At 66.0% G+C, this 18,223-nt stretch carries 9 protein-coding genes; 7 read left to right on the top strand and 2 right to left on the bottom strand.

The window, feature by feature from the left end; genetic code table 11:
- The first annotated feature begins 16 nt into the window (after positions 1-16).
- From ACNFJ7_RS06845 to ACNFJ7_RS06830, 4 genes are all read left to right on the top strand, one after another.
- A complete protein-coding gene (locus tag ACNFJ7_RS06845; protein WP_019368043.1) occupies positions 17-1,771 on the top strand; it encodes a type I secretion system permease/ATPase in 1,755 nt (584 codons plus the stop codon).
- Positions 1,768-3,126, top strand: coding sequence for an HlyD family type I secretion periplasmic adaptor subunit (locus ACNFJ7_RS06840; protein ID WP_019368044.1), 1,359 nt, complete (start codon positions 1,768-1,770; stop codon positions 3,124-3,126). The genes ACNFJ7_RS06845 and ACNFJ7_RS06840 overlap by 4 nt, the downstream gene beginning before the upstream one ends.
- A gap of 100 nt (positions 3,127-3,226) precedes the next feature.
- Positions 3,227-5,560 carry a GH92 family glycosyl hydrolase gene (locus ACNFJ7_RS06835; RefSeq protein ID WP_019368045.1) on the top strand — a complete coding sequence of 778 codons (2,334 nt, stop codon included), beginning with the start codon at positions 3,227-3,229 and terminating at the stop codon, positions 5,558-5,560.
- Positions 5,561-6,094: 534 nt separating this feature from the next.
- Positions 6,095-9,076: a TonB-dependent receptor domain-containing protein gene (locus ACNFJ7_RS06830; protein ID WP_019368046.1), complete on the top strand. Its 2,982-nt coding sequence runs from the start codon at positions 6,095-6,097 to the stop codon at positions 9,074-9,076.
- A 116-nt stretch (positions 9,077-9,192) separates the two neighbouring features.
- Here ACNFJ7_RS06830 and ACNFJ7_RS06825 read toward each other — a convergent pair whose 3' ends face one another.
- Positions 9,193-10,866, bottom strand: coding sequence for a carboxylesterase/lipase family protein (locus tag ACNFJ7_RS06825; protein ID WP_019368047.1), 1,674 nt, complete (start codon positions 10,864-10,866; stop codon positions 9,193-9,195).
- Positions 10,867-11,060: 194 nt separating this feature from the next.
- On the opposite strand from ACNFJ7_RS06825, the gene ACNFJ7_RS06820 reads away from it, so the two are divergent.
- On the top strand, positions 11,061-12,977 hold the full coding sequence (locus ACNFJ7_RS06820) for a CocE/NonD family hydrolase (protein WP_019368048.1): 1,917 nt from the start codon (positions 11,061-11,063) through the stop codon (positions 12,975-12,977).
- 7 nt (positions 12,978-12,984) lie between these two features.
- Here ACNFJ7_RS06820 and ACNFJ7_RS06815 read toward each other — a convergent pair whose 3' ends face one another.
- On the bottom strand, positions 12,985-15,438 hold the full coding sequence (locus tag ACNFJ7_RS06815) for a glycosyltransferase family 4 protein (RefSeq protein WP_019368049.1): 2,454 nt from the start codon (positions 15,436-15,438) through the stop codon (positions 12,985-12,987).
- A gap of 347 nt (positions 15,439-15,785) precedes the next feature.
- On the opposite strand from ACNFJ7_RS06815, the gene ACNFJ7_RS06810 reads away from it, so the two are divergent.
- Positions 15,786-16,658 carry a glycosyltransferase family 2 protein gene (locus ACNFJ7_RS06810; protein ID WP_019368051.1) on the top strand — a complete coding sequence of 291 codons (873 nt, stop codon included), beginning with the start codon at positions 15,786-15,788 and terminating at the stop codon, positions 16,656-16,658.
- Positions 16,659-16,755: 97 nt separating this feature from the next.
- Positions 16,756-18,216 (top strand): oligosaccharide flippase family protein, encoded by a 1,461-nt coding sequence (locus tag ACNFJ7_RS06805; protein WP_160327945.1) that lies wholly within the window; start codon positions 16,756-16,758, stop codon positions 18,214-18,216.
- Positions 18,217-18,223 lie beyond the last annotated feature (7 nt).

Here is an 18,223-nt window from a genome sequence, read left to right as displayed (position 1 = left end):
AAGGGAAGTGGCGGCGATGGCGAAGCAGCTGGCGGAGGAGCCGCAACGGGCAGTGGCGCCGATGCGCGCGGCGCTGGCCGCGTGCCGCCGGCACTGGATCGCCGCGGCCGGCTTCAGCGCTCTCGTCAATCTGCTCTACATCGCGCCTACCTTGTACATGCTCCAGGTTTATGACCGGGTGGTGCCGACCCAGGGCGTGCAGACGCTGGCGTTTCTGACGCTGGTGCTGCTGTTCGCGCTGGCCTGCCTGTCGCTGCTCGATCGCGTCCGCAGCCGGTTGCTGACCCGTGCCGGGGTGGTGCTGAACGCCGCGCTGGCCCCGATGGTGCTTGATGCGACGATCGGCCGACCGGAGCTGCCGGCCGCGCGTTCCGCGGTGCGCGATCTGGATACGATGCGCGCGACGCTCACCGGCCCCGCCATGCTGGCGCTGTTCGATGCCCCGTGGACGCCGATCTATGTCGGCGTGTGCTTCCTCGTCCACCCGCTGATCGGTGCGCTGGCGCTGGCCGGCGGGCTCATCCTGACGCTGATCGCGTGGCGCAACGAAAAGGCAACCCGCGCCGGGCTCGATCGGGCGCAGGACGTCGCCAGCCAGACCTATGCCGCGCAGGACGTGATGCTAAGCGCGGCCGACAGCGTGCGGGCGCTGGGGATGCGGCGTGCCATGGTGGCGCGGCAGCAGCGCAAGCGCGAGGCGATGCTGGCGCTGCAGACCGAGAGCGGCCTGCACGCGGGGGGCTATTTCACCGCCACCAAGTTCGTGCGGCTGGCGCTGCAATCGCTTGCGCTGGGGCTGGGCGCGTGGCTTGCCGTGGACAATCTGATCTCGGGCGGCGCGATCTTTGCCGCTTCCTTCCTGATCGCCCGCGCGCTGGCGCCGATCGAATTGGTGATCGGCAGCTGGAAGACGCTGGCCCAAGCCCGCACCGGCTATCAGGAGCTAGACCGGCTGCTCGCCTCCGCCGTGGCACGGCCCGAACCTACGCGGCTGCCGGCGCCGCAGGGTGCGTTGACGCTGGAGGGGCTGACCATCTTCAACGCGGCGCGCGATGCGGCGGTGCTGAACGGCATTTCCTTCGCCGTGGCGCCTGGCGAGGTGGTGGCGATTGTCGGCCCCTCCGGCGCGGGCAAGTCCACGCTGCTGCGCGCGATCGTCGGCGCGTTGCCGGTCGATCGCGGTGCGGTGCGGATCGACGCGGCCGAGATCGGCGACTGGGATCCCGAGCGCCTGGCCCGCCATATCGGCTATCTGCCACAGGACTCGGTGCTGTTCGAAGGAACGGTGAAGGAAAATATCGCCCGGTTCGAGGGCGAGCTGGGGGCCGCGCCGGAGGCGGTGGACGCGGCGGTGGTTGCGGCGGCCGACCTGGTGGCCGCACGCGCGCTGATCCTGCGGCTGCCCGGCGGCTTCGATCATCGGCTGGGGCTGAACGGGCGCGGCGTATCGGCGGGCCAGGCACAGCGGATCGCGCTGGCGCGAGCGGTGTATGGCGACCCGGCGCTCTATGTGCTCGACGAGCCGAACGCGCATCTCGATTCGGAAGGCGATGTCGCGCTGAACGCTGCGATTACGCAGCTGAAGGCGGCAGGGAAGACGATCCTGGTCGTATCGCACAAACTGGGCGTGCTGCCCGTGGTGGACAAGATGCTGGTGCTGCGCGACGGGCGGGTGGAGTTGTTCGGCCCGCGGGACGAGGTGCTGGCGAAGATCGCGCCGCCCAATGTCCGCCGGATGGTGCCGGCGGCACAGGGGGGATCGGCAGCATGAACGGCGCCGTCATCCTGCCCGCCGAGCCTCATCCACCGCTGGCGCAGCGCATGGGCGATCCCCGGCGGGACATTCGCCTGGGGCTGATCGTCGCAGGCCTGTTCTTCGGGCTGTTCCTGGGCTGGGCGGCGTTCGTGCGGCTCGATGCGGCAGCCTATGCGCCCGGCGTGCTCGCCGTTTCCGGCCAGCGCCAGAGTGTGCAGCATCGCGACGGCGGGGTGGTGGGCGAGATCCGGGTTCGCGAAGGCGACCGCGTGGTGCGCGGCCAGCTGCTGATGCGCCTGGCCGCGGCCGAGGTGCTGGCGCAGGAGCGCGCGCTGTCGGGCCAGGCGATCCGCCTGCTTGCGCAGCGTGCGAGGCTGGAGGCCGAGCAGCTGGGGCAGGTGCGGGTGGAAGCGCCGCCCGAATTCGCCACGCTGCGCGCCGAGGATCGCGATGCGGCTGCGCTGGCGCTGCGCTTGCAGCAGCAGGAACTCGAAGCGCGTCGGGGGACGTTGTTGGCGCAGCGCGGTGCTTTGGGGCAGCGCGCGGTGCAGTCCCAGGCTCAGGGGCAGGGCTATGATACGCAGGTCGTCTCCACCCAGGAACAACTGAAACTCGTCGACGAGCAGCTGTCGGCGCTTCGTCCGCTGGCCGAGCGAGGCTTCGTCTCGCGGACGCGGGTGCGCGAACTGGAACGGGTGCGGGCGGAACTGGTCGGTCGGCGCGGCCAATATGCTGCCAGCGTTGCCCAGACGCGCGGCGCAACGCGAGAGAGCGAACTGACCGCGCTGGAAGCCGAACGCACCTTTCGCGAGCGCATCGCCGCCGACCTGCGCGACGTGGACAGCCGGCTTGGCGATGTGCTGCCCAAATGGGCGGCGGCGCGCGACCAGCTGTCGCGCACCGAGATCCGCGCACCCGCGACCGGCGCGGTGATCGGCCTGAGCGTGTTCACCCCCGGGGGGGTGATCGCACCCGGCCAGAAGCTGATGGACATCGTGCCGGAGCGCGCGCCGCTGCGCATCGAGGCGCAGATAGCGGTGGATGACGCCGATGATCTGCGGGTCGGGCAGCAGACGCTGGTGCGTTTCCCCGGCCTGCACGAGCGCGACCTGCCCAATCTGAAGGGGCGGCTGACTCGCCTTTCCGCCGATGCGCTGGCGGACGAGAAGACCGGCGCGCGCTATTTCACCGGTGAAGTCGTGGTCGGACCGGATCAGATCGACCTGCTGCGCAAGGTGCGCGGCCAAGGGTTCGAACTTCGGGCAGGCATGCCGGCGCAGGTGCTGGTGCCGCTGCGCAAACGGACCGCGCTGGAATATGCGCTGGAGCCACTGGTCGGCAGCTTCTGGACGGCGCTGCACGAGCATTGAGGCGCGGCCCTAGCTGCGAAAGCGCCATTGCCGCGATGCCGATCCCGCTGCAAGGAGGCGCCTGCACCGACCCCATCCCCCATCAGCAGAAGGATCTTTCGTGCGCCGTTTCTTCGCCAAGCCGCTCCGTGCCGCCGCCCTGCTGCTTGCCGGCACCGCCACCCTGCCGGCGACGGCGCAGCAATCGGCACGAAGCGAGGCGCTGGTCGATCTGGTGAATCCGCTGATGGGCACCGATTCCACCTATGCGCTGTCCTATGGTAACACCTATCCCGCGGTGGCCGTGCCCTGGGGCATGAACTCCTGGACGCCGGTCACCGGCAAGCCCGGCAGCGGCTGGGGCTATATGTACCACGACAACAAGATCAACGGCATCAAGCAGACCCACCAGCCCAGCCCGTGGATGAACGATTATGCCGCCTTTGCGCTGATGGCGGAGACCGGCCCGGTACGGATCCGCGAGGCCGAGCGCGCCTCCTGGTACAGCCACAAGGCCGAGGAGAGCCACCCGTACAGCTACCGAGTCTACCTCGCCGATTATGACGTGACCGCCGAGGTGGCGCCCACCGCGCGCGCCGCGCAGTTCCGCTTCACCTTCCCCAAGGCCGATGACGCGCACATCGTGCTCGATGCCTTCGCCGGTGGATCGAGCGTCAAGATCGATCGCGCGCGCCGCCGGATCAGCGGCTGGGTGCGCAACAACCATGGCGGCGTGCCGGGCAATTTCCGCAACTATTTCGTCGCCGAGTTCGACCACGACTTCACCGTCACCCGCAGCTGGGACGACAATTGGCAGCTGACCGCCGATGCGCAGCGCGAAGGCAACCATGTCGGCGCGGTGGTGAGCTTCGCCACCCGCGCGGGCGAACAGGTGCACGTCAAGGTCGCCTCGTCCTTCATCAGCCCCGAACAGGCCGAGCGGAACCTCGCCAGCGAGATCGGGGGCGACGGCTTCGAGCAGACCAAGGCCAAGGCCAAGGCGGCGTGGGAAAAGGAGCTCGGTCGCGTCCGCGTGACCGACCCCAATCTCGACAACCGCCGCACCTTTTATTCGGCGCTGTACCGCATGCTGCAGTTCCCGCGCATGTTCTACGAGATCGATGCCCAGGGCCGCCAGGTGCACTACAGCCCCTATGACGGGCAGGTGCATCCCGGCCCGATGTACACCGACAACGGCTTCTGGGACACGTGGCGCGCGGTCTTCCCCTGGTTCGCGCTGATGGTCCCGGAGCGCGATGCCGAGATTCTGCAAGGGCTGGTCAACACGTACAAGGAAGGCGGCTGGCTGCCCGAATGGGCGAGCCCGGGCTATCGCGACGTGATGATCGGCTCCAACTCGGCGAACCTGATTGCCGATGCGTACCTCAACGGCGTGCGCGGCTTCGATATCGAACCGCTCTACGAGGCGATGGTCAAGAACGCGACGACCAGCCAGGGGCGCCCCAAGGACAAGAACGGCAATGTCGTCGGCGCGGTCGGGCGCGAGGGCGTCGAATATTATAACCAGCTCGGCTATGTGCCCTATGACGTCGGCATCAACGAGAATGCCGCGCGCACGCTCGAATATGCCACCGCCGACTTCTCGCTGTCGCGCCTCGCCGCGGCGCTGGGCAAGAAGGACGATGCCCGCCTCTATGCCGAGCGTGCGCAGAACTTCCGCAAGCTCTACGATCCCGGGAGCGGCTGGATGCGAGGGCGCAACAAGGACGGGTCGTGGGCGACGCCGTTCAATCCGTACAAATGGGGCGACGCCTTCACCGAGGGCAATGCGCTCCACTATAGCTGGTCGGTGATGCAGGACGTGCAGGGCCTGATCGATCTGATGGGCGGCGACGCCAAGTTCGTCGACCGGCTGGACTCGGTGTTCGCCACGGCGCCGATCTTCGACGACAGCTATTACGGCCAGGTGATCCACGAGATCCGCGAGATGCAGATCGTCGACATGGGGCAGTACGCCCATGGCAACCAGCCGATCCAGCACATGATCTATCTCTACGACTGGGCCGGCGCGCCGTGGAAGACGCAGTTTCATGCGCGTGACGTGATGCGCAAGCTCTATGCCGCGACGCCGGATGGCTATCCGGGCGACGAGGATAACGGCCAGACCTCGGCCTGGTACGTATTCTCCGCGCTCGGCTTCTATCCGGTGACGCCGACGGTGGGGCAATATGCGATCGGCAGCCCGCTGTTCCGAAACGTCCGGCTCACCATGCCGGGCGGCAAGGTGCTGACGATCGAGGCGACCAACAACAGCGCCGAGAATGTCTACATCCAGTCCGCCACGCTGAACGGCCGCGCCTACACCAAGCCCTGGCTGTCGCGCGAGTCGCTGCAGGCGGGCGGCACGCTCCGCTTCGTGATGGGGCCGACGCCGAACAAGGCCTGGGGTGCGCGCAAGGCCGATGCGCCCTTCTCGATGAGCGCGGCGCAATAGCAGCGCGCCAGGGACGCGCGGTTCCCCCGGGGCAGAAGAGATCCACATGTTCCGCGGACGCCATGTGCAGCGCGGGGCGCCGCGCAACGCTGCTGCGTGAACCGGATTGGTTATACGATATGCCGAACACTGGTCTTTGTGTGGGCTCTGGACCGTTGTGCCGAAGCGCAGGAGGAGCCGGCAGTTCGGCACCTCCCGCTATGTACCCGAGATGAAAACGTTTCTTCCGCGCGTCCCAGCAGCGGGATTCGTGGAGCATTGTGACCTATCGGTTACGCTTTGAGAAATATCGCAATCAAATTGCGAAAAAGGGCGGTGCAGTGTTGCCGACATGAAACCAGTATGACACCTTCTGGTAACCAACCCTGGAAAGGTTTGGCGGGTGCCTGAAATGGCCGTTCGAGCCAGCCGCGCGTCCCTATGCGGGCGCGGCAGTCCCCCGACGAACCGGATTGGCCAGGTTTAGGGTTATCAAAGGGGACTGATATGTTGTTGAGGGGAGTTTGGGTCACCAGCTGTTGCGTGGCCGCGTTGATGGCAGCGCCCGCCGCTGCGCAGGATAGCGGGCAGTCTACGTCCGCTTCTGCGGCAACGACGGTGCCGGAGGAAGCGAATCAGGATAGCTCGGGCGGCAATATCGTCGTCACCGGCACGCGAATCGTTCGCCCGAACAACCGTTCGGCCGCGCCGATCCTGACGACCACGTCCGCCGAGATCGCCGCGCAGGGCGCGACCACGATCGAGGAAGTGCTGAACCGCCTGCCGCAGGTGCAGGTGAATTCCGAACAGAATTTCAGCGACTCCGAAGGCCGCCAGCGCATCAAGTTGCGCAGCCTGGGCTATGAGCGCACGCTGATGTTGATCGACGGCCTGCGCATCGGCCTGCCGAACACCGTCGACGTCGGCATCATCCCGAATGCGCTGGTCGAGCGGATCGACGTGCTGACCGGCGGTGCTTCGTCGGTCTATGGTTCGGACGCGGTTTCGGGCGTCGTCAACTTCATCCTGAAGAAGAACTTCACCGGCATCCGCATCGACGGCAACTACAGCTTCTTCAATCACAACAACCGCCGCAGCGCGGTTACCGATGCGGCGGCGCGGGCTGGTTTCAATTCCCCGCTGGGCTTGAAGAACGATGGCGGCCGTGCCGACATCAGCGTTGCGGCCGGCGTCGATCTGTTCGGTGGCCGCGTCAACATCTCGGGCTTCGCCGATTACCGTCAGTCCAGCCTGGTTCGCATGCGCGACCGTGCGAACTCGGTCTGCGAAGTGGTGACGACGAGCAACACCTCGCCGCTCGCCTGCTCCCGTGCCACCTTCACGCCGGCCGGCACCATCATCCCGCAGTCGGGCGCGTTCGCCGGCCAGGTGCTGGTCAACAACCCGAACGGCAACGGCACCTTCATCCCGATCAACAGCGGTCCGGCCGGTACTTCGGCAAACCCGTATGACGATCATGCCTGGCAGCGTCCGTTCGAGCGTTGGAACGCCGGCGGCTTCCTGACCGCGCAGCTGGACGATCATGTCGAACTGTACAGCAACGTGCTGTGGTACCAGGACAAGTCGTACAACACGCTGCTGAACCGTACCTATAACTTCGGCGCCTATGGCACCACGCCGTATCGCACCAACTGCGACAACCCGTTCCTTTCGGCCTCGCAGGCGCAGACGCTGTGCGGCACCAACGCAGGCGTGGCAGGCCAGTACGGCACGCTCGATCTGCGCTACCGCTTCGACGGCATGCCGCTGGTGCAACAGAAGTTCACCAATGCGGGCTATCGCATCGTCGCCGGCCTGCGTGGCCGCGTGTTCGACGACGTCTGGTCCTATGACGTCGCCGGCATGATTTCGCGTGCACAGCTCGACACGATCGACGTGCCCCGCGCCGATTTCGCACGAGTCAATCGCGCTCTCGACGTGGTGAACGTCAATGGTCGCCCGACCTGCCGTTCGGTGACCAACGGCACCGACCCGAACTGCGTGCCGTTCAATGCCTTCCGGCCGTTCAACACCGATGCGGCGCTCAACAACTACATCTATGGTGATGCGTCCGGCGGCGTCAGCACCCGCATTCCTCGCCTGCTGCAGTTCCTGGGCACCGTCAGCGGCGACCTGGGCAAGTACGGCGTCACCTCGCCGTTCGCCGAGCAGGGTGTCGCGATCGCCTTGGGCGGCGAATATCGCGAGGAAATGGAACGCACCGTCGTCAACGCGATCTATCAGCAGCTCAACGGCGGCACCAACCAGCGCGTTACCCAGGCCATTCTGGAAGCAAACGCCGAAATCCAGGCGCCGCTGGTCGAGAATCAGTCCTGGACCAATCTGCTCCAGCTCAACGCCGGCTATCGCCTGTCGAAGTACAACCGTCTGGACAACAACTTCGGCACCTGGAAGGTCGAGGGCATCTGGTCGCCGGTCGAGGACATCACCTTCCGCGCCTCGTACAACAAGGCGCAAGCAGCACCGGGCGTAGGCGCGGCTGCAAACGCGGCCAACATCTTCTGGAACCAGGGCTTCTATGCCGACCCCTGCGCGCCGCAGCCGAGTTCGTCCGGCGGCCCGCGCACCGCGCCGTCCTGGACCCCCCAGCAGTGCGCGAACACCGGCCTGCCGACAAACCTGTGGAACAGCCCGACGCTGATCTGCCCGGACGATCGCTGCACCGTGCGCGAAGGCGGCTTCAACCTGGCGCCGGAAACGGCCTACACCAAGACGTTCGGTGTGGTGTTGCGTCCGCGGTTCGTGCCGGGTCTGACGGTTTCGGTCGATCGCTGGCTGATCGACCTCGAAGATCAGCTCTCGTTCTTCAACCCGCTCGACTGGATCAACGGCTGCCTTACCACCGGCAATGAATTCTATTGCCGCGGTATCGTACGCGCGCCGAACGGCACGCTTTCGAGCTCGCCGACGACCAGCCCGTCCAGCGGCTGGGTCTCGCGCGGTTCGGTCAACGGCTATAAGTCGCAGTCGCATGGCTGGGACTTCCAGGGGCAGTATAATCTGGGCCTGGGAAGCGTCGGGGCGCTTGACCTGAACTTCAACGGCACGTTGATGACCCGTGTCGGCAGCCAGGATGCTCCCACCCTCGATCCGCGTAACTGCGTCGGCTACTTCGGCAGCGGCTGCGGTGAGAGCATGCCCAAGTGGGCGCACCAGTTCCGGACCACCTGGACCGCACCGGGGCAGGTGGCCAGCGTGTCGCTCAACTGGCGTCACCGTGGTGCGATGCCGATGACCGTCTATGCGCCGGCCAGCACCGGCATCCCGGCGCTGCCGGTTGCGGACCGTCGCGACCAGTGGCCGGGCATCAAGGCCTATAACTGGTTCGATCTGGCAGTGACGTTCGACATCAACAAGCAGATGACGTTCCGGCTTGCCGCGAACAACATCTTCGATCGCGACCCGCCGATCGTGCCGGACAGCCGCAGCCGCATCGGCCTGCTGCGCGGCAACACGATCATGGGCTATGATGCCCTGGGTCGTCAGCTCGTCGCAGGTATTTCGCTGCGCATCTGACGGGAGCAACGCCTTCCTCCGGGATTGGTCCTGGGGAAGGCGTTTCCTCTGCATTGGCCGGTCACATCCGGCACGGCGAAGCCGGGCGGCGCAGGGGCGTCGCCCGGCTTCGTTCGTTATGGCTTCTTCACCGGCACCTGCGCCAGATCGGCATCGATCGCCTGCAGCTTGTCGTCGCTCAACTGGCCGGGGAAATAAGCCTGGATGCCGGCGAGCGTCTGCCCGCGCGCCATGTCGATCCGGGCGTTGCCGGCAACGTCCGGCACATGGCGCATCAGCACCGCGCGGGCCGCGGGATCGTCCAGCATCGTGCCGATCGGCGTGGTGAGGCTGTTGTAATGGCCCGAAGCAAGCGCCGCGCGGGTGCGGGCCTGGATCGCGTCGATCTCGGCGCCCCATGGATCCCGGCCGGCAACCGCCGTGCCATCTGCCGCGAAGTCGAGCAGTTCATCGCCCTTGGCCGTGTAGCGGGGCCATGTCGTGAGGCCGGCACCGTTAGGATCGCCGGTCTTCGCGAAGCGGACGAGATAGGCGCTGATCGTCTTGCCGACGCGTTCGTCCCGCGCGGTAGTCGCAGCACCATATTTGATGCGGGCATTGTCGAAGAAATACGGGATGTCCGTCGCGTGCCCGGCGCCCGGCCGGCCCAGCGAGTCGGCGACGTACGAGAACCGATATTCCCACACCGGCACCTGCTGCGCTGCGAGCATCGCGCTGGCTTCGCGTGCGCCGGCGATCATGTACCCGGTCTTGCCGCCAATGTCGGCGCTGGTGGCGCCGATCAGCATCGGCACGTGCGCGAAGTCGCCGCTGGCATAGGCCTTTTCCTGATCGACCAGCAGCGTGCCATCGACCATGGGACCGCCATAGGTGCGCGGCCCCGGTTTGGGTGCGGAGAGCTCGGTGAGGTTAAGGCCGTCGGTCACCTGTTCGGGGCCGAGCGCGCGCAGTTTCGTGAGCACATCGGGCGCGGCGGGATCGATGCCATGGGCACGGGCGAAGTTCTCGCCGATCGCTTCGGCATCCTTGAGCGTACCGTTGCGCGCCGTCTGCGCATTGCCGCCAGACATGACGACGGCCTTGTGAAACAGCCCGCGCGAGAGCGGCGAGGTGACCAGCGCATGGACGGACATGCCGCCCGCACTTTCGCCGATGATGGTAACATTGGCCGGATCGCCCCCGAAGGCGGCGATGTTCTTGCGCACCCATTTCAACGCAGCGATCTGGTCCATAAAGCCATAGTTGCCGAGCAGCCCGCCATCGGGGTTCTCGCGGGAAAGCTGGGGCAGGGCGAAGCTGCCGAAGCGGCCGACGCGATAGTTGAAGCTGACGAAGACGATCCCCTGCTTCGCCATGTTGGTGCCGGCATAGGTGGGTGGAGACGCGCCGCCGTTGACAAAGCCGCCACCATAGATCCACACCATCACCGGCAGCTTGCCCCTGGCGCCGGCAGGCTTCCAGACATTGAGGTACAGGCAATCCTCGGCGGGGGTGGTGCCGAGCGGCGCGGCGTCGCTGGGGAAAGGCTTCTGCATGCAGTCGCTGCTGTACCGGGTGGCGGCGCGCACGCCCTGCCACGCGGTCGCAGGTTGCGGCGCGCGCCAGCGCAAGGCGCCGACCGGCGGCGCGGCGAAGGGAATACCCTTCCAGCTTGCGATGCCTTCCTCGACACTGCCGCGCACCTTGCCCGTTGCGACGGCGACCACCGGACCCGCGGCTTGCGCCAGCACGGCGGAAGGAAAGGCGCAGGTCGCCACGCCCCCTGCCAGCATCACCATCCATGCCTTCATGCTTGCTTCTCCCATTCTACCGTTCTGGTTCAGGTGTTCTTGCTAGCCCGGAAATCGGACGGGCGCGTGAAATTTTCGCGTTGTCAGCGCCATGGCGGCGGAAGCTCGCCCTTTTGCGATCGTCCATAGCCGCTTCCCATAGCCGCGAGGTGACATTATCACCCGACACGTCGCAAATTCCGGGGACTCCCTTCATGCAGCTTCGTTCCGTCTTTCTCGCCGCAAGTGCGGCCGCCGCGCTGTTCGCCCTGCCTGCCGCGCAGGCGCAGCAATCGCCGTCCGCGTTCAACGATATCCCTGCCAAGTTCGTGCTGCCGGAGGGCGCGAAGGACTATATTCGCCGCGAAGTGATGGTCCCGATGCGCGACGGAACCAAGCTGTTCACCACGATCGTGATCCCCAAGGGCGCGAAGAATGCCCCGATCCTGCTCACCCGAACGCCGTACGACGCCTATAATCGCGTGCGTCGCACCGACAGCAACAAGATGCTCTCCGTGCTCGCTCAGGGCGACGAGGTGTTCACCCAGGCCGGGTATATCCGCGTGTTCCAGGACATCCGCGGCAAGTACCGCTCGGAGGGCGATTTCGTCGTCACCCGGCCGCCGGTGGGGCCGCTGAACCCGACCAAGATCGACGACACCACCGATGCGTGGGATACTATCGACTGGTTGGTGAAGAACCTGCCGGAGTCGAACGGCAAGGTCGGCATGCTTGGCTCGTCCTATGAAGGCTGGACAGTGGTGATGGCGCTGCTGAACCCGCATCCCGCGCTGAAGGTAGCCGCGCCGGAAAGCCCGATGATCGACGGCTGGATGGGCGACGACTGGTTCCACCACGGCGCGTTCCGCCTGCCGAACATCGGCTGGATCTCCGGCATCACCGGCTACAAGGCCGGCGGGCCAACTCCACCGGGTGGCGGATGGGACGATTACGACACGTTCCGCAAGGTCGGCTCGGCCGGCGACTGGGCGAAGCAATATGGCTATGACCAGCTGCCCTTCTGGCAGAAGCTGACCCAGCATGTTGCCTATGACGCGTTCTGGCAGGGCCAGGCGCTCGACAAGATCCTGGCCGCCAATCCGTCCAACGTGCCGACGCTCTGGGAACAGGGTCTGTGGGATCACGAGGACATGTATGGCGCCATCCACGCCTGGGAGGAGCTGCAGAAGACCCCACAGGCGACCAACAACTTCCTGCTGATGGGTCCGTGGCGGCACTCCGGCTTCAACTATAACGGTTCCAAGCTGGGCGAGCTGAACTTCGAGGGCGACACCGCGCTGCAGGCCCGCCGCGACATCTTGCTGCCCTTCTTCAACGCGCATCTGAAGGACGGAGCGCCAGCCTACACGCCGCCGCTGGCCAGCATCTACAATACCGGCGAGAACCGCTGGGATTTCCTGAACAAATGGCCGCTCTCCGGGGCGCTGACGCCGCTTTATCTCGCGTCCGGGGAAGCCGCGGGCTTCGCGAAGCCTGGGGCGGGGGAGGACAGCTATGTCTCCGATCCGGCCAAGCCGGTGCCGTACCTGCCACGCCCAATCAATTTCAGCGACGGCCGCTGGAGCACCTACCTCGTCACCGACCAGCGCTTCGTCGATGGCCGTCAGGACGTGCTGACCTATGCTACCCCGGTGCTGAACGAGCCGGTGCGCCTGTCGGGCGCGCCGCTGGCGAACATCTTCGCGAAGACCACCGGCACCGACGGCGACTTCGTGGTTAAGGTGATCGACGTCTATCCGGAGGAAATCGCCTCCGCCAAGGAAATGGGCGGTTTCCAGCTGCCGATCGCGATGGACATCTTCCGCGGCCGCTATCGCCATTCGTTCGAGCGGCCGACGCCGATCCCCGCCGGCAAGGTGCAGGAATACAAGTTCCGGCTGCCGACGGTGAACCATACCTTCCTGCCCGGGCACCGCATCATGGTGCAGATCCAGTCCACGCTGTTCCCGGTGTATGACCGCAATCCGCAGACCTATGTGGACAACATCTTCTTCGCCAAGCCGAACGATTATCGCAAGGCAACGGTGACGATCCTGTACGGCGGGGCGCAATCGAGCGCCGTGCTGCTCCCCGTCGTACCGGTAGACCAGAGCGCCGCCAAGGCGCGCTGAAGGCGGTTCAGCGCGTGCTAGCCGGGGCCACGGCGCCGTGTAGCACGCGCACCAGCTGCTCGACCCCGGCACGGGCGCGCAACACCGTTGCTGCCCGGGCTTCCTCCGGCACCGGCGCGGCGCGGGCAGCATCCGCCAGCGCCGCCAGCGCCATGGAAGGCGTGGTCGCAAGGTCGGCGATCTGGTGCTCCAGCGACACCGCTGCGAGGAAGGAATCAAGCTTCGGGTCCCAGCGCAGCCCCACCACCGGCACGCCATAGGCATAGCCGGCGATGATCGCGTGCAAGCGATGCGCGATCAGAAGATCGAAACCGGCGATGGTAGCGCACAGGCCCGCCGGATCGACAGGCTGTTCGAAGGCGATGTCGGCAGCATTGTGCAAATCCGCCAGCGGGCGCTTCAGAGTTTCGAGGTAGCGGCGATCTTCCGGCGCACCGTTGGTGAACAGGGTCACGCGATAGCCACGATCGAGCATCGCTTCGACCAGCGCAACATAGCGTTCGTCAAACCCCGCGGCGATTTCGGCGGTGGCGTGATAGCGTACCGAAAGCGGGCTGGTGATGCCGATGCCCACGAGCGGTGCTCCCGTGCGGGGCAGTAGAGATTGCGGCAGCGCCACGCTGGCGAGCAGGCCGGGATCGGCGGCAAGGCTGGCATCGAGCCCCACAGCGTTCCGGAACAGCGCCCGCCATAATTGCTGCGAGCGCAGGTCGCGCACCGAAACCGATCGCAACGCCGGGCGCGCCAACGCGCGTGTCATCCGTGCCAGACCGGCGCGGGTCCAATCACCCGACACGCCGACGGCGTGAAGCGCCACCGGCAGGCCAAGCCACTCGGCTTCCCGCATCACCAAGCCGATCTTGGTGGGAAAATTCAGATCGATATCGGCGAGCAGATTGCCGCCGCCGATCACGACGCAATTCGCGCCTTCCATCTCGCGCGTATAGTGGGGTCGCCACTTGAGGGCGCTGGCAAGTGCGAGCGGCGCGCGGATCACCAATTGGCGCGCGGAGGCGGGGAGGGCATCCAGCGTGTTGAGCAGTGCCCCGCGCGCGGGAATATCGTCACCCAGCGCCTTGCGCGCGGCAAGATCGACCGAGCGCACCTCCGACGACGGTGACGCTTGCTCGATCGCGGATTCCAGACAGGCGGCGATCAGCCCATCGCCCAGATTGGGGCTGTACTTCACGTTGAACAGACGCGCGCGGAGCGCCGGCTCGCCTGGATCGGTCGGACCCTGGGCGGGGAGCCGTTCCTCGTACAGGCGAAGATGCGCATCGAGCCAGGACTCGGTCGTGTTGCCGATCGACTGGGTATCATGGAACGCCGCGTGGCTCATCTGCGCAGCCAACGCATCATCCTGGGCGATCCTGCGCATCGCCTCTGCAAAGGCTTCCACCGAATTGGGCACGGCAAGCCCGGCGCCGGCGGCGGCGATCGCGGGCGCCAGAAAGGCATTGTCAGAGAGCACGACAGGGATCCCGCTCCACAAGGCTTCCCCCGCAACCAGCCCGTAGGGCTCCGCCCACCGGCTCGGCATTACCAGCATGCGCGCGTTACGGGCGATCGCGGCGATGTCCCCCGGTGCCTTCCAGCCGTGGAAGACGGCTTCCGGATAGGCCGCGTCCAGCGCGGGAAGCATCGGCCCTTCACCGACGAAGACGATCTTGAGCCCGGCGCGCCGCGCCGCTTCGGCAACGATGTCCGGCCCCTTTTCATGCGCGAGACGGCCGACGAACAGCACCTCTTGGTTCTTCTCTGCCGTCACCCGCTCGCGCAGAAAGGGGCGGATCGGGTTGGGGATCGGTACCATTTTCTCGATCGGCATTCCGCCCTGGGCGAGCAGCGGCATCATGCTGCGATGAATCACCGAAAAGCGAACCGGCGCGTCGTGCAGGCTGAACAGCGTCTGACGCAAGGCGTGGCGGCTGACCCGCCACAGCTTGTCCGCATAGCTTCGCCGATCGCAGTTATGCGCGACGCAGGCGGGGCTGTTGGCCCGGCGCGGGCAGGTCCGCGACTCCCGGAAGGAATATTGCGCGCCGTTCGGGCAGGTCAGGAAAAAATCATGGGTGGTGATAACCAGCCGCTCTTGCACCGGCCGCAGCGCCGAGAAGATCGCAGGCGACAGAAAATGCGCCCAATTGTGCAGATGATAGACGGTGCGAGGTGTATCGTGCCGCGCGATCCAGTTGGAGACGACCTCTGCCGCCTTGCTGCGATACAGGCCCTTGGCCACCCCGGACAGCCGATGCTCGGCAGCGATCGCATGCCCGCCAATCTGGAGAAGATCGGCACCGCTTTGCGCCAGTTCACTGGCGACCGGCCCCTCACCGGCGACATAAGTGACCGGCATACCACGCGATCGAAGGCCGATGGCGCAGGCAAGCGCGAGCGCCGTCGCGCCGCCACGTGCCATGGCGCTGTCGTTGAGCAGCACGACGCGATCGATCGTGCTCATGCCGCGAACTCGCCTGCTGCAACAGTAGCTTGACCACGAAATACGGAAATGGCGGCAGCGCGCACGGAGTAGAATTCACCGTCGAGTGTCAGTGTACGTCGCATTGTCCCCCCGGATCCAGAACAGGTTAGCGGTTGCTAACCTATATTCCACGAATTCAAAGCGCATGACTAGGGATCGCTCCGAGTTCGGAACGTTCCTTTCACATAGCGCCTCTCCCCGGTGCCGCGTATAGCGAAGCTGTACTTCGTTGTCTTCATCATTATGCTTGCTAAGGGGCAGATACGAATTGAACGCGATTCGTTCTACGGCGCAGCCATGTGCGCCATACTGAGGGGTTGGGAAGCATGAACATCGCGGTTGTCATCGCAAGTACGCGGCGGCCCACGGAACTGGCGCGCTGGGCCGATCATATCCGCAACCAGACGCTGGCACCGAGCCGGGTGATCTTCGCCATCGCCCGGCCGGAAGACCTGCCGCCGGGATTCGAAGCGTCGGGGATCGACGTGGTGCAGGCGCCGCTGGGGCTGCCCGCGCAACGCAATGTCGGACTGGACATGCTGGATGAGACGACCACCGACCTGGTGGTGTTCTACGACGACGACTTCGTCCCGGCTTCGTTCAGCCTGGAGGCGATGGCGCGGTTCTTCGCGGAGCATAGCGACGTCGTGGCTGCCAGCGGCAGCGTGGTGCTGGACGGCATAGGATCGGCCGGCATCTCGTACGAAGTCGCTTCCGCCATCGTTTCTTCACTCAAGCCGGTGGCCCCGGAGGCCGTGGAACTGGCGCCGATCGACGGCACCTATGGGTGCAACATGGCGTTTCGGTTCAGCGCGATCGGCAAGGAGCGGTTTGACGAGCGGCTGCCGCTTTATGGCTGGCTGGAAGACGTGGACTTTTCCAATCGCGTCGGGCGCCAGGGCCGGGTCGTGCGGACCAATGCTTTCATGGGCGTGCACCAGGGCGTGAAGCTAGGGCGGGGACCGGGGCGGCAGTTCGGCTATTCGCAGATCGCCAATCCTTTGCACCTGCGCGCCAAGCGATCGATCCGTGCGGATCACGCCTATTGGCTCATGACGCGGAACATCCTCATGAACCACGCGCGACTGCTGTGGCCGGAACCGTGGATCGATCGCAAAGGACGGGCCTATGGCAACTGGCTGGCGCTGTGGCATGGTCTGCGCGGCCGCCTCGCGCCGGAACGGGTGCTGGACCTCTGATCCTGCCGGGCGCGGCTGCGCTACATAGAATGGTTTGAACGGGGACTGCATGGACATCCAAGGCTCGATGGGCGCGCGCATGGCGTCGGGAACGATCATGCTCATCGTTTCTCGCCTGTCCGCGCGCTGCTTCGACCTGGCGATGCTGATTCTCTTCGCCCGGCTGCTGCTGCCGCGCGATTTCGGCACCGTGGCGATCGCACTGACGATCGTGCAGATCGTGGAGGCCGTGCTCGATCTGCCGGTCGCGCAGGTTATCGTCCGCAGCAGCGATCCGAGCCGCGACCTGATCGACACGGCGTTCACGATTAGCCTTTTGCGCGGTCTTGCGCTGATGTTCGTGTTGGCCGCGCTCGCCTGGCCGATCGCGCTGCTCTATGGCGAACCCTCGCTGGTGCCGATCGTGTGCGCGCTGGGCCTTGCACCGGCGATGCGGGGGATGATGAGCCCGGGGCTGGCGCTCTACGCCCGGTCCATCGATTTCCGGCGCGACATGCTGGTGGAAATGGTGGGCAAAGTCGCCAGCCTCATCGCCGGATCGATTGCGGCGTTTCTGCTGCGCGACTATCGGGCGATCGTGGTCAGCACCGTGATGACTCCGCTCGCGATGATGGTGACGTCCTTTCTCGTCGCGCCGCATCGGGTGCGGTTGACGCTGCGGCACGGCAAGCAATTCTACGGCTTTCTCGGCTGGTTCACTGCCTCGCAAGTGGTATCGGCGCTGAACTGGCGATCAAGCCGTCTGGTGCTCGGCATGTTCGTGCCGAGCAACGTGCTGGGATCGTTCACGCTGGCCGGCGATCTGGCGGCGGTGCCCGAGCAGGCCCTGATCCAGACGATGGTTCGGCCGCTGGTAGCGGCGTTTTCGCGCGTGCAGGACGACGCCAAGCGCCTCCGCGCGCTGTATTGCAACAGCGTGGCGACGACGCTGGCCGTCAGCCTGCCGGTAATGTTGGCCGTCGCCGTTTTCGCCGATCCGCTCGTCCTGCTGCTGCTGGGCTCGAAATGGCATGCCACGCCGCCGATCGTCAGTTGGCTGGCACTGGCCGCGTGCCTCGCCGCGACGACCGCGACCTATATTCCGCTTTGCGTGGCCTTGGGACGCGCGAATCAGCTTTTCCGGCTGAACCTGATCCAGATGCTGGTGCTGCTGCCAGCCTTGCTGCTGGCGACGCCGCCCTGGGGCGTCGCTGGCGCGATCGCTGCCCAGTTCCTTACCTTCGGCGTGGGAGCGGTGGTGGTCGTGTTTCGGGTGCGCGCGGTGATCGGTGCCAGCATCGTTCAACAGGCGCGCGGAACCGTGCGCGTGGTGGCCGGCGCAATCGTCTATGCGCTGTTCCTGCTGCTGGCCAAGCGCGCTCTGCACGGCGTGTCGCCCGCGATGCTGCTGGCAGTCCTGCCGGCCGTGGGAGCGGCAGCGCTCGGCCTGTTCTGGGCAACGACCTTCGCGGTGTGGGCCGTAATGGGCCGGCCGGATGGGCTGGAACGCTTCGTGCTGCGCCAGACGACGCTGATTCTGGAGCGCCTGCGCGGCCGATGGGTCCGCGCGCGCGCCTGAAGCGTAT

This window comes from Sphingomonas sp. HT-1 (genome assembly GCF_048568905.1).
GTDB lineage: Bacteria > Pseudomonadota > Alphaproteobacteria > Sphingomonadales > Sphingomonadaceae > Sphingomonas.
Note: the sequence above shows the minus strand (reverse complement) of the source record. Positions and strands in the feature narration are given on the sequence as shown.

Excerpts from the sequence above, each read along its gene's own strand:
- ACNFJ7_RS06845 (WP_019368043.1), top strand. The coding sequence starts at position 17 with ATGGCGAAGCAGCTGGCGGAGGAGCCGCAACGGGCAGTGGCGCCGATG.
- ACNFJ7_RS06840 (WP_019368044.1), top strand. The coding sequence starts at position 1,768 with ATGAACGGCGCCGTCATCCTGCCCGCCGAGCCTCATCCACCGCTGGCG.
- ACNFJ7_RS06830 (WP_019368046.1), top strand. The coding sequence starts at position 6,095 with ATGGCAGCGCCCGCCGCTGCGCAGGATAGCGGGCAGTCTACGTCCGCT.
- ACNFJ7_RS06825 (WP_019368047.1), bottom strand. The coding sequence starts at position 10,866 with ATGAAGGCATGGATGGTGATGCTGGCAGGGGGCGTGGCGACCTGCGCC.
- ACNFJ7_RS06820 (WP_019368048.1), top strand. The coding sequence starts at position 11,061 with ATGCAGCTTCGTTCCGTCTTTCTCGCCGCAAGTGCGGCCGCCGCGCTG.
- ACNFJ7_RS06815 (WP_019368049.1), bottom strand. The coding sequence starts at position 15,438 with ATGAGCACGATCGATCGCGTCGTGCTGCTCAACGACAGCGCCATGGCA.
- ACNFJ7_RS06810 (WP_019368051.1), top strand. The coding sequence starts at position 15,786 with ATGAACATCGCGGTTGTCATCGCAAGTACGCGGCGGCCCACGGAACTG.
- ACNFJ7_RS06805 (WP_160327945.1), top strand. The coding sequence starts at position 16,756 with ATGCTCATCGTTTCTCGCCTGTCCGCGCGCTGCTTCGACCTGGCGATG.